This window comes from Sphingomonas sp. Leaf62 (assembly GCF_001421915.1).
GTDB lineage: Bacteria > Pseudomonadota > Alphaproteobacteria > Sphingomonadales > Sphingomonadaceae > Sphingomonas.
In genome coordinates this window covers 1-11,846 of the sequence record NZ_LMLN01000001.1, presented here as the reverse complement: position 1 = coordinate 11,846, position 11,846 = coordinate 1, and the positions used below count along the sequence as shown (strand labels likewise).

9 protein-coding genes and 1 pseudogene are annotated in these 11,846 nt (G+C 66.0%); 2 read left to right on the top strand and 8 right to left on the bottom strand.

Translation table 11 applies throughout. From position 1 onward, the window contains the following. Positions 1 to 121 precede the first annotated feature (121 nt). Positions 122 to 616, top strand: a complete 495-nt coding sequence (locus ASE91_RS00050; RefSeq protein WP_056003680.1) for a hypothetical protein — start codon at positions 122 to 124, stop codon at positions 614 to 616. Between the two features lie 49 nt (positions 617 to 665). On the opposite strand, the gene ASE91_RS00045 is transcribed toward ASE91_RS00050, so the two are convergent. The 3 genes from ASE91_RS00045 to hemB are packed head-to-tail and all read right to left on the bottom strand — an operon-like array spanning position 666 to position 4,371. After that, positions 666 to 2,861 (bottom strand): spermidine synthase, encoded by a 2,196-nt coding sequence (locus ASE91_RS00045; protein WP_235530198.1) that lies wholly within the window; start codon positions 2,859 to 2,861, stop codon positions 666 to 668. Then, complete coding sequence (locus tag ASE91_RS00040) at positions 2,858 to 3,388, bottom strand: GNAT family N-acetyltransferase (protein ID WP_056621621.1); 531 nt, start codon at positions 3,386 to 3,388, stop codon at positions 2,858 to 2,860. The genes ASE91_RS00045 and ASE91_RS00040 overlap by 4 nt, the downstream gene beginning before the upstream one ends. Beyond that, the gene (gene hemB / locus ASE91_RS00035; RefSeq protein ID WP_056621619.1) at positions 3,385 to 4,371 is read right to left on the bottom strand and encodes a porphobilinogen synthase; all 987 of its coding nucleotides are present in this window, start codon (positions 4,369 to 4,371) and stop codon (positions 3,385 to 3,387) included. The genes ASE91_RS00040 and hemB overlap by 4 nt, the downstream gene beginning before the upstream one ends. Positions 4,372 to 4,454: 83 nt before the next feature. Between hemB and ASE91_RS00030 the strand changes: the two genes are divergently transcribed. After that, on the top strand, positions 4,455 to 5,339 hold the full coding sequence (locus tag ASE91_RS00030) for a diacylglycerol/lipid kinase family protein (RefSeq protein ID WP_056621617.1): 885 nt from the start codon (positions 4,455 to 4,457) through the stop codon (positions 5,337 to 5,339). A 154-nt stretch (positions 5,340 to 5,493) separates the two neighbouring features. Here the strand turns inward: ASE91_RS00030 and ASE91_RS00025 are convergent, their stop codons facing one another. The 5 genes and pseudogenes from ASE91_RS00025 to ASE91_RS20990 all read right to left on the bottom strand — a co-directional run. Next, on the bottom strand, positions 5,494 to 8,328 hold the full coding sequence (locus ASE91_RS00025; RefSeq protein ID WP_056621615.1) for a valine--tRNA ligase: 2,835 nt from the start codon (positions 8,326 to 8,328) through the stop codon (positions 5,494 to 5,496). 45 nt (positions 8,329 to 8,373) lie between these two features. After that, a complete protein-coding gene (locus tag ASE91_RS00020; protein WP_443024515.1) occupies positions 8,374 to 8,922 on the bottom strand; it encodes a DUF2497 domain-containing protein in 549 nt (182 codons plus the stop codon). A 20-nt stretch (positions 8,923 to 8,942) separates the two neighbouring features. Next, a complete protein-coding gene (locus tag ASE91_RS00015) occupies positions 8,943 to 10,514 on the bottom strand; it encodes a TolC family outer membrane protein (protein WP_056621809.1) in 1,572 nt (523 codons plus the stop codon). A 6-nt stretch (positions 10,515 to 10,520) separates the two neighbouring features. After that, on the bottom strand, positions 10,521 to 11,192 hold the full coding sequence (locus ASE91_RS00010) for a protein-L-isoaspartate O-methyltransferase family protein (protein WP_056621612.1): 672 nt from the start codon (positions 11,190 to 11,192) through the stop codon (positions 10,521 to 10,523). Between the two features lie 223 nt (positions 11,193 to 11,415). Next, positions 11,416 to 11,784, bottom strand: a pseudogene (locus ASE91_RS20990) (integrase core domain-containing protein); the annotation flags it as partial. Between the last annotated feature and the right edge of the window lie 62 nt (positions 11,785 to 11,846).

Below are 11,846 nucleotides of genomic sequence, written 5' to 3'. Positions count from 1 at the left end.
TTCGTAGTCTGATGCTCTATCCAGCTGAGCTACGGGTGCCCGGTGGAGGCAGCCTGTTAGACGTGGCTTTTTGGTCTGGCAAGCCTGTCGCGCGATTTTTTTTGGATGCATAGCGGGCGACATGAAAGCCGCCCCGATCCCGCTCGTCCTGTTCGCCGCCCTGCTGTCGGCCTGCGCCGCGCCGCGTGGAGAGTATCCGTCGCTGCTCCCCCGCCCGATCGAAAAGATCAGTCTGGCCGAACCGTCGCGGCCAGTACCGGTCGCAACGCCCGACGCCGGACTCGATCGAACGATCGCGACGCTGACCGGTAGCATCGACAGCGCGACGTCTGCGTTCGATGCAGCGGTGGGCCGTGCCCGACCGCTGGTCCGTGCCGCCGCCGGGACGGCACAGGGCAGCGAGCGCTGGCTGGGGGGACAGGTGGCGTTGGCGGAACTCGACGTCGCGCGCACCGCGATCGATACGCCCCTCGCCGATCTGGAACGGCTGGCGATCGACCGCGCCGCGGCCGGGTCGCCACCCTACCCCGCGCTCGACGCCGCGCTGGCCAAGGCGACCGAAGCGGCGAAGGCCCAGCGTGCGACGATCGCGACGCTGGGCGCGAGCCTGCGCTAAACCACGTCCGCCCGGTGTTCGGACGCCGGACAGACGGCAACGCGATCCGTTATTGCAATGCCCGCAGCACCGGCAGGATCGATGCATAATCGTCGGTCCATGGCGCGGTATCGGTCACCGGCAGCGGCTCCCACGCACCGCCGCGCGCCAACAACTCGCCCAGTACGCCGGGATCGCGAGTCAACGCGATCCAGACCGACCCACTGTCGCCCGCCCCGCCGCCGACCGGTTGGTACGCCAGCTGCGCCGCCATCCATCCCGATGCCGTCCGCGCCACGACCGGGGCCAGATCGAGATAGCGGTTCGACACATGGACCAGCAGCAAGCCGCGCCGCCCCAGCACCCGGCCATAAGTATCGAACGCCTCCCGCGTCATCAGGTGCATCGGCACCGCATCCGACGAGAATGCATCGAGCGCCAGCAGGTCGAGGCTCCCCGCCGGCGCCTGCGCAATGCTCAGCCGCGCATCGCCCAGCACGATCTGTGCGTCGGGCGCACAGCGGCGCAGGAAGGTGAAGGCCCCCGAATCCCGCGCGATCCGCACCACGACCGGATCGATCTCGTAGAAGCGCCATTGCTGGCCCGGCTGCGCATAGCAGGCGAGCGTCCCGGTTCCGAGGCCGACGATACCGACCCGGGCATTGCGGCCATACAGCGCGGGGGCGGCACGCAACGCCTCGCCCACCCCCGAATTGGGTACGTAATAGGTGGTCGGGGTTCGCTCGCGCGCAGGACTGCCGGTCAGCTGGATACCGTGCAGGGTGGTGCCGTGCTGCAACTCGTTCACCCCCTCGCCGCGGGTGATCGTATAGACGCCGAAATAGCTCCGCGTCCGTGCGCCCGGCTCCAGCGACAGCTGGATCGCACGATAGCCGCCGAACAGGAACAGCGCCCCTGCCAGCGCAAAGACATAGGGCAGGCGCGATCCGATCGCGAACACGCCGACGATCGTGATCGCCAGAAACGCGATCGGCTCGGGCGTCGGCCCCAATAGGTCACCCGGATTGGCAAGGCCCAGCAGGATGAAGCCGGTAATCGCCATCAGCACGCCGATTATCAGTCGCCTGCCGCCCGCCGCCCATATCCGCTGCGTGACCGGCAACAGGAATGGCAGCGGCGCCAGCGCCCCTGCGGCAAGGATCAGCAACGGATATTCGTAATTCCAATCGAACAGCACCGGCGCGATCAGCCCGGAAAACACCCCGCCCAGTGCCCCGCCGACCGACATCGCCAGATAGAACCCGGTCAGCCGCGCCGGCGCGGGGCGAAGCGCATACATCCGGGTGTGCAGCGCCACCGACACCGCGAACAGCAGCATCAGTGCCGCCAGCGCGCTCAGCAGCGGATAGTCGTGATGCCCGCCGATCATCATCCCGCCAAAGACGAGGATGGTGATCGGCGCATAGCGGGTGATGGCTTCCGCCAGCCCGCGCCGATCGGCAAAGGCGACCGTGAAGCTCAACAGATACAGCCCCAGCGGCAATACCCACAGCAGCGGCACCGCGACGATATCGGTCGTCAGAAAGGTCGAGGTCGCCAGCATCAACCCCGACGGCACCAGCGCCAGCACAATCCAGTGCAGCACGCGGCGCTTGTCCGGCGCATCGCCCGGATCGAGCGCCGCCACCTGTTCGCGCCGCTGCGGTAACAGCCATCCGCATGCCACGACCAGCAACGTCACCAGCGCATAGCCCGCGCTCCACCCCCAGCTTTGCGACCGGAGCGGTAGCAACGGCTCGACAAGCAACGGATAGGCGATCAGCCCGGCGAAACTGCCGACATTCGACGCGGCATAGAGCGCATAGGGATCACGCCCCGGACAGATGAACGCGAACCAGCGTTGCAGCAACGGTGCCTGTGCCGACACCGCAAAGAATAACGGCCCGATCGACGCCGCCAGCAGCCACGGTGCCCACAGTGCCGGTTCGATCCCGGCGGGTACCTGCGTCGCGCTGACCCCGATCGGCAACCACACCGCCGCACATAGCAACACCAGCAGATGCACCGCCGCCTGCGCCTTCGGCATCAACTTGCCGAGCAGATGGGCATAGGCATAGCCGCCCAGCAGCAGCGCCTGATAGACGAGCATCGCCGAGTTCCACACCGCCGGCGCACCGCCCAGTTGCGGCAACGCCATCCGCGCGACCATCGGCTGGACGAGGAACAACAGGAACGATCCGGTCAGGATCGTCGCGACGAAGATCCAGCGGATCGGCCATCCGGTGATACGCTCCGGTGCGCTCACGGGCGGTTCTTCCAATAGGTTACATGGCGCTTCAGCGGGCTGTCGTCGGGCACGGTCGGATGATCGAAATCCTGATCGACCGCGCGGACCATGCCCAGCCGCTCCATCAACCCCCAGCTGCGGGTATTGGCGAGGACGGTGATCGCCCCGATCCGCTCGACGAGCAGGTTGGCGAACCCCCAGTCGAGGCTCGCCAACGCCGCTTCGCGCGCGAACCCCCTGCCCCAATGTTCCTTGCCGAAGCGCCAGCCGATCTCGACCTCGCCCTCCAGCGGCGTGCCCTCGGCACCGGGCTTCAATCCGCAAAAGCCCAGCATTTGCCCGCTGGCACGTTCCTCGACCACCCAGAAGCAATAGCCATGCAGGTCGGCGAACCCATCCTGCCGGGCGATCGACGCATCGACTTCTTCGCGGGTCATCAATGCCGGGAAATAACGCATGACCTCCAGGTCGGAACAATGCGCGTAAAAGGTCGCGCGATCACGCTCCTGCCAGCGCCGGAGCACCAGCCGTTCGGTGTCGATCATGCCCCCAGCAACCGCGCCGCATGCGCCGCATGATAGGTCAGCACGCCCGAACATCCTGCCCGCTTGAACGCGAGCAGCGTTTCCAGCACCAGCGCGTCCCGATCCGCCACGCCCGCCGCGACCCCCGCCTCGATCAGCGCATATTCGCCCGACACCTGATAGGCGAAGACGGGCACTTCGAACGCCGCCTTCACCCGGGTGATGATGTCGAGATAGGGCAGACCCGGCTTCACCATCACACTGTCGGCACCCTCGGCGATGTCGAGCGCGACCTCGCGCAGCGCTTCCTCGCTGTTCGCCGGGTCCATCTGATAGGTCTTCTTGTCCCCCTTCAGCAGCCCGCGCGATCCGACCGCGTCGCGGAACGGCCCATAAAAGGCGCTCGCATATTTGGCGGCGTAGGCCATGATCTGGACGTTGACGTGCCCCGCCCCCTCCAGCGCGTCGCGGATCGCGCCGACCCGGCCGTCCATCATGTCCGACGGCGCGACGATATCGCTGCCCGCCTCCGCCTGTACGATCGCCTGTCGCACCAGTATGTCGGCGGTCACGTCGTTCAGCACATAGCCGTTCGCGTCGACGATCCCGTCATGGCCGTGCGCGGTATAGGGATCGAGCGCGACATCGGTCAGCACGCCGATATCGGGCACCGCATCCTTGATTGCCCGGATCGCACGACACATCAGATTGTCGGGATTGAGCGCTTCCGCTCCGTCATCGCTGCGCAACGCCGGCGGGGTGTTCGGGAACAGCGCGACCACCGGTATGCCGAGGTCCCGCGCTTCCCGCACCCGCTCAACGATACCGTTCAGGTTCCAGCGCGATACCCCCGGCAACGCCGCGATCGGCTCGCCCTCTCCCTCGGTCACGAACAGCGGCCAGATCAGGTCGGCGGGGGTCAGGACCGTCTCGGCATGAAGGCGGCGGCTCCAACCGGAGGCGCGGGTGCGGCGCAGGCGCAGTGCGGGATAAGCAGCGGACATGGCGCGACTTGTGGGCCAACCCTGCCAGTCGATCAACCCAAAGTCGCGTGGGTCCATTTTCGTTACGGAGCGTTACCGACCGCATGACGCAAATCCGCTCCGCCGCCATGATCGTCAATGCCCGGTCACGCAGCGGGCAGGACCAGTTCGAGCAGGCGTGCGGCGCGATGCAGGGCATGCCGTTCGAGGTCGACGCCCATGCGGTCGAAAACCCGGACGACCTCGTGCCGACGCTGGAGCGCGCGCTGGAACGCAAACCCGATCTGGTGATCCTGGGCGGCGGCGACGGTACGATCAGCAGTCTGGTCGACCATCTGCTCGGCCATAACGTTATCTTGGGGGTGCTCCCGTTCGGCACCGCCAACAGCTTTTGCCGCACGCTCGGCATTCCGCTCGACATTCCGGGCGCGGTGGAGGTGCTCAAGACCGGCCGCCCGCGCCGCATCGACCTCGGCATGGTCGACGGCGATTATTTCGCGAATTGTGCCGCGATCGGCCTGTCGCCGCAGATCGCGCAAACCGTCCCGCACGGCGTCAAAAAGCTGTTAGGCCGCGTCGGATATCTGGCGTGGGCGACGCTGCAATTCGTCAAGTTCCAGCCATTCCAGTTGATCGTCGGCGAAGGCCCCAACGCCAAGCGGATGACCGCGACCGAAGTCCGCATTTCCAACGGCCGCTTCCATGGCGGCACCGAACTGGTTGAGGAAGCGCGGCTCGACAGCGGCGAGATCATCGTTCAGGTCGTGTGCGGCAAGGGCAAGCGCAGCCTCGTGCGCAACTGGGCCGCCGGCTTCTTCCGCCTCGATTCCCGCCGCGTCGATACGGTGACCTTTCACGGCCAGTCGCTGCGCATCGAAACCGTGCCACCGCTGCCGATCTCGATCGACGGAGAGGTGCTGGCCAAGACGCCGGTCATGGCCAAGGTCGCGGCGGGGATCATTGAGGTAATGGCGCCGATCGAACCATAACGTCGAATTCCCGCCTCTGCGGGAATGACGAAACAGTACCTTAAAAACCTCGTCATTCCGGCGAAGGCCGGAATCCATTGTGTCGGGTGCTCACGACAAAAACGCCGACGTCACCCCATCCACGAATTCCTACCGTCGCCGGAAGAACGAAGCGTTACCCCAGCCGCCCCAGCGCCGCATGCAACCGCGCCGCCTCGGCCATCTTGTCATTATGGTCCGCCCGCGCCTTCTCGACCGCTTCGGGCTTGGCGCGCTCGACGAAGCTCGCATTGCCCAGCCGACCGGCCAGCGCATCGCGCTCCTTCTCCGCCGCCGCGATCGCCTTGGTCAGGCGCGCGCGTTCGGCGTCCAGATCGATGACATCGCCCAGCGGCAGGACGAAGGTCGCTTCGTCCACCACGATCTGCAACGCCCCGCCCGCCGGCGCATCGCCGGCCACGGCATCGACCCGCGCCAGCCGCGCCAGCACCGCGCCCTGTCGCGCCAGCCGCTCGACCGTCTCGCCCGACGCATCGCGAACATGCAGCGGCAGCCGCGCCCCCGGCGGCACGTTAAGCTCGGTCCGCGCCGCCCGGATTTCACTGACCAGCCGGATCAGCCAGTCGACCTCCGCGCGCGCCGCCGGATCGATCGCGCGCGCATCCGCCATCGGCCAGCGCGCGACGATCAGGTCGCTCGAACGCTCGCCCAGCGCATGCCACAGTTCCTCGGTGATGAACGGCATGAACGGGTGCAGCATCACCAAAATCTGGTCGAGCACCCAGCCCGCGACCGCCCGCGTTTCCTCGCCCCCCTCGGCCCCACCCTGCAGCACCGGCTTGATGAGTTCGAGATACCAGTCGCAAAACCGGCTCCACGTGAACTGATAGATGGTGTTCGCCGCCCCGTCGAAGCGCAGATCGGCGAGCGCAAGGTCAAGCGCCTGCACCGTCTCGATCGTCTCGGCGATAATCCAGCGATTGACCGCCAGCTCGGCCTTGGGTGGCTCAATCGTTGCCGACGCGCCGATACCGTTGGCCTGCGCAAAGCGGGTGGCGTTCCACAGCTTCGTCGCGAAGTTGCGATAGCCCTCGACCCGCTTCTCATCCATCTTGATGTCGCGGCCCTGGCTTTCCATCGCCGCCATGAAGAAGCGCAACGCATCGGCGCCATAGCGATCGATCAGCCCCAGCGGATCGACGGTGTTGCCCTTCGACTTCGACATCTTCGCGCCATCGGCGGCGCGGACGAGGCCGTGCAGATACAGCGTCCTGAACGGCACTTCCTTCATGAAGTGGATGCCCTGCATCAACATCCGCGCGTCCCAGAAGAACAGGATGTCGAAGCCCGAAATCAGCACGTCGTTGCTGTAGCGCCCGCTCAGCGTCGGGTCGGTATTTTCCGGCCAGCCGAGCGTCGCGAACGGCCACAGCGCCGAGGAAAACCACGTGTCTAGGACGTCGGGGTCGCGCTGCAAAACCACGACCTGCCCATCCCCTTCCGACTGACCGATCGGTTCGCCTTCATCCAGCTCCGAGAATATGACCTGAAAATCCGAGCCATAATAGGCTTCTGCCTGGAAGCGGGCTTCCTCTTCATTCTCGGCGACGAACGCCTGTATTTCCGGGGCATGACCTTCGAACGGTTCTCCGCCAGCCTCCCGGTATGAGCGATCCGAATTCCGAGCCAACCATTCCTTGGAGAAGCCAAACCACGCCGGGATACGATGCCCCCACCACAACTGGCGCGACACGCACCATGGCTGGATATTCTCCATCCAATTGAAATAGGTCTTTTCCCAAGACTTCGGCACGATCTTGACCGCGCCCGACCGCACCGCCTCGATCGCGGGCTGCGCCAGCGTCTTGGCATCGACATACCATTGATCGGTCAGCCACGGCTCGATCACCACGCCCGACCGGTCGCCGAACGGCGTCTGGATGGTGCGCGGTTCGGCATCGTGCTCGACACCGTCCTTGTCGACGTGCGGGATCAGGACGCCTTCGTCCTTCAGCCGCGCGACGACCGCCTTGCGGGCATCGGCGCTAGACAGGCCGAGGAAAGCGTCGGGGATCAGCCTGTCGGCGGTCTGCACGATATTCGCCCTGGCATCGAGCATGTTGAGCATGTCGCGCGCCTCGATCCCGGCGCGACGGCCGACCTCGAAATCGTTGAAGTCGTGGCCGGGCGTAATCTTCACCGCTCCCGATCCCAGTTCGGGGTCGGCATGTTCGTCAGCCACGATCGGGATGAGACGCCCGGTAATCGGCAGGCGTACCTGCTTGCCGATCAGCGCGGTATAGCGCGCGTCGTCGGGATGCACCGCGACGGCCATGTCGGCCAGCATCGTTTCGGGCCGCGTCGTCGCCACCTCGATAAAACCCGATCCGTCCGCCATCGGGTAGCGCAAGCGCCAGAAATTGCCCCTGACTTCACGCGTCTCGACCTCGAGATCGCTGATTGCGGTGCCGAGACCCGGGTCCCAGTTCACCAGTCGCTTGTCGCGGTACAGCAGCCCTTCGCGATGCAACTGCACGAACACCTTCAGGACGGCGGCCGAAAAGCCTTCGTCCATGGTGAAGCGTTCATCGGCCCAGTCCATCGAACAGCCGAGCCGCCGCAACTGCCCGGTGATCTGGCCGCCACTTTCGGCCTTCCATTCCCAGACCTTGGCGACGAAATCGTCGCGCGAAAAATCGGTACGCTTCTGCTGTTGCTGCGCCATCTGGCGTTCGACGACCATCTGCGTCGCGATGCCGGCATGGTCGGTACCGACGACCCAGCGGGCGTCCTTGCCCTGCAACCGGGCATGCCGGACCAGAATGTCCTGCAACGTGTTGTCGAGCGCGTGGCCGATATGCAGGCTGCCGGTGACGTTGGGCGGCGGATTGACGATCGTCCACGGCGTCGCGTTCGGCCGCTCGGGCCGGAACAGGCCGTCTTGTTCCCAGTGGGCATACCAGCGCGCTTCGATGGCGGCGGGATCGAAAGTCTTGGGCAGTTCGCTCATCGCCGTCGCATGGCGCGGATGCGACGGCGTTGCAAGAGAGGGGCGTTATTCGCGTCCGCTGATCCGGGCGATCTCCCGCGCCACCATCGCCTCGACGATGCCGGGCAGCTTTGCGTCCAGCCATTCGCGCAGCATCGGGCGCAACATCTCGCGCACCATCCCTTCAAGCGAATCGGCACCCGGCGTTTCGGGCTTCACCAACATCCGCGACAACTGGTCAAGCGCGCCGCGACTCGCCTCGGCGGCACGGTCGGATACGATCGATGCGTCGATCTTGCCGGGTGCGGGCGCTGCTGGCATCGGTTCGGGCTCGGCTTCCATGCGAGGTTCGGGGGCGCGAGGTCGTTCGGCGCGCGGTGCGTCGACCCGCGGCTGTTCCATGCGCGGCGGCGGTGGCGGCGCTGCAACGCTCTGATTCAGTTCCAGAATTTCGTCGCTATCATCGAGGTCGCGTGCCTGCGCAGTGCGGATCGACTTGCGACCTCGCAACGCCTGGGCCGATCCTTCGCCCTCTTCGGCGATGATCCGCTTGATCGAGGACAGGATGTCCTCCATCGACGTTTCGTTGCTGATATCGCCCATCGCAACCCTCATTCGTTCCGCCCCTTGAACGCCTAGCCTTCGGGGTTGATCCGCGGCGTGTCAACGCCTTGCGTTCCCCGAGCGGCTCCCCCCTGCCGATTAGGGGCATCGATGCCCTGCGTCGGCGTATAGGGATTGGGCGTCCGCTGCAATGCGGGATCGAGTTCGCGGGTCACCACCGGCGTCTGTGCCGGGGTATTGACCGTGCTCGGCGCGATCGGCACCGGCGCAGGATCGTCGCTCCAGTCCCAGATGCGATTGCGCACACGCTCGTAATTCGCGACCGGATCGTACAGCGCGCCGCCATCGAGCCCCAGATCGCGTGCCTCCGCCCGACCCATCGCCGCCAGCAATGCGAAGCCGGCGACATAGGCGTCCCGCCGCGCCGACACCAACTGCACCTGCGAATTGAGCAATTCCTGCTCGGCATTCAGGATGTCGAGGATCGTCCGGGTGCCGACGCTGTTCTCGGCGCGGACACCCTCCAGCGACAGGCGGTTGGCCTGTACCTGCACTTCCGACGATTCGATCACCCGCAGCGCCGATTGCCATGCGGCGAACGCCGATCGCGCATCGGACACGACCGACCGTTCGACCTGCGTCACCTGCTCGATCGCGGCGCCTTCCAACGCCTGCGCGCGACGGATCTGGGCGCTTGGCCGTCCGCTCTGGAACAGCGGCAGGCTGAACTGCACGCCGGCCTGCGCCTGTCCGCCATCCTGCTGCAGCACGATGCCGTCAACCGACTGCGCCGACCCGAGGAAGCTGGTATAGCTCCCCCCGGCAATCGCGCTCACCGTCGGCAGCCGGTTGGCGCGGGCGACGCGCACGTCGAACCCGGCCGCATCGCTGCTGCGCCGTGCCGCGATCAGCGCCGGATTGTTCGATACCGCCACCCCGACCGCACCGTTGGGATCGGCGGGGAGATTGGGCAGAGCGGGCGGCGCGTCGAGCGTCCCCGCCGGCGTACCGGTGGTCGCGACATAGTTTTCGCGGCTCTGGATCAGCGACGCTTCTGCATTGCGCAACTGCGCCTGTGCCGATGCCAGCCGCGCCTCGGACTGGGCGACGTCGGTGCGGGTCAGGTCGCCGACCTGGAACCGGTCCTGCGACGCCTGGAGGTTGACTTCGAGCACGCGGACATTCTGCTGGTTCAGCCGAACGATCGCCTCGTCGCGGATTACGTCGTTATACGCGGCGACGACCAGCGTGAAGACATTGGCCTCGGTGCTGCGCAGGTTGGCGCGCCCCGCCTCGACCCGGGCATCGGCCGCCCGCACCCCGTTGCGGATCGATCCGCCCGCGTACAGCGACTGGCTGACGTTCAGCTGGACGTTGCCGGTGCGCGGTGCCTGCGTGAACCCGCGGCTCGCGGGGTTCAGGATATTTTCGATGACCTGACCCTGCGTGACGACCTGCGGCAGCCCCTGCGAACGGGTGATCGGCACCGTTTCGTCGGTCGCGCGCTGGTTGGCCCGCGCCTGCGTCAGCTGTGGATTGGTTGCATATGCGCGTACCAACGCCTCCCGCAACGTCTCCCCACCCGCAGGGGATGCCAGCAATGCCAGCACCGCAACCCCGCCGATGAACTTCCCCCCCCGCATCATTTCCTACCTTGCGAACTGGAACGTCTTGGGCCGCGCAAAGCCCGGCAACTCGACGCATTCGAGGTCGGCGAAGTCGACAAGCCCGAACCCGCCTTCGCTGCGCCGGCCCAGCGCCAGCCGCGTCACGCCACGATCGACCAGTCCCGTCGCCAGCCGACCGCCGGGCGCAAGCTGATCGGCGAGCGCATCAGGCACCGCTTCGACTGCGCCGTCGATGATGATGACGTCATACGGCGCAGCCTCGGCCCAGCCAGCCTTCAGCGGCCCCTCGACCAGCGTCACCTTCGCATCTGCAATCGCCTCGCGGGCCGAGCCGACCAGCCCGGCATCTTCCTCCAGCGCGACGACCGACGCCGCCAGCCGCGCCAGCACCGCCGCTGCATAGCCCATCGCCGCACCGATCAGCAGCACGCGATCGGTCGGGCGGATATCGGCCGCGACCAGCAACCGGCCGGTGATCAGCGGCGGATTGATCGCGCGGCCGCCCCCCAGCGGCAAGGGCGCGTCGCGATAGGCAAGCGCCGCCTGCGAAGTAGGTACGAAGGCTTCCCGCGGCACCTCGCCCATCGCGTCGACGACGCGTGGATCGCTGACGGCACTGGTGCGAAGCTGGCTGACCACCATCGCGTGGCGCATCGCTTCGAAATCGGGACGGGTCTGGTTCGAATCGGTCATGGTGCAATCCTGTCGCACAACTGTTTTAGCCACGCAATACACATCGCATCGCGACCGCTGTCTATCGCGACGCGGTGCCCTCGCCAAGGACGGGGTGGCGTATAATTTCGCGGCGACCGACGTGTCGTCCAGTGCTCTTAACAGTGCCGAACGAAGCCTGATTCGTCGAAGGACAGCCATCGGTACCGTCTTGTCGGATCCGGCGCTCTGTAAACGGCACGTAGGTGTTTAGTCCCGGCATTTGGTGGATCGGGTTGACGATGAACCGGTCTGGCTCTGAAGTCCAGATCTTGGCGATGTATTCGTAGGGTGTGAGCCCGCTAAGCGTCTTGAGCCGGCCGGCAAAGTTATAGGCTGCCGTGAGGTCGGCGAAGTGCGTCCGGAGTTGGTCGTGGCTTTCGTAATGGAAGCGTTTGACGGTCGCCTCCTTAATGGTCCGGTTCATCCGCTCGACCTAGCCGTTGGTCCACGGGTGGTTGGGTTTGGTGAGCCAGTGCTTAATGCCGTTCGCCTCGCAGATCATGTCGAAGCGCATCTGGCGCGACCAGGCGGTGTTGCGGTTGCGCGGTTGCTCGGCGAACTGAATGCCATTGGACTTGCCCCGCTTAAGTGGAGAGGCATTTGCTCAGCGTGACGCGGTTCGTTCGAACTGCG

What these genes read in the sequence shown, in the direction of transcription:
- ASE91_RS00050 (WP_056003680.1), top strand. Translation starts at nt 122, where the DNA reads ATGAAAGCCGCCCCGATCCCGCTCGTCCTGTTCGCCGCCCTGCTGTCG.
- ASE91_RS00040 (WP_056621621.1), bottom strand. Translation starts at nt 3,388, where the DNA reads ATGATCGACACCGAACGGCTGGTGCTCCGGCGCTGGCAGGAGCGTGAT.
- hemB (WP_056621619.1), bottom strand. Translation starts at nt 4,371, where the DNA reads ATGTCCGCTGCTTATCCCGCACTGCGCCTGCGCCGCACCCGCGCCTCC.
- ASE91_RS00030 (WP_056621617.1), top strand. Translation starts at nt 4,455, where the DNA reads ATGACGCAAATCCGCTCCGCCGCCATGATCGTCAATGCCCGGTCACGC.
- ASE91_RS00025 (WP_056621615.1), bottom strand. Translation starts at nt 8,328, where the DNA reads ATGAGCGAACTGCCCAAGACTTTCGATCCCGCCGCCATCGAAGCGCGC.
- ASE91_RS00020 (WP_443024515.1), bottom strand. Translation starts at nt 8,922, where the DNA reads ATGAGGGTTGCGATGGGCGATATCAGCAACGAAACGTCGATGGAGGAC.
- ASE91_RS00015 (WP_056621809.1), bottom strand. Translation starts at nt 10,514, where the DNA reads ATGCGGGGGGGGAAGTTCATCGGCGGGGTTGCGGTGCTGGCATTGCTG.
- ASE91_RS00010 (WP_056621612.1), bottom strand. Translation starts at nt 11,192, where the DNA reads ATGACCGATTCGAACCAGACCCGTCCCGATTTCGAAGCGATGCGCCAC.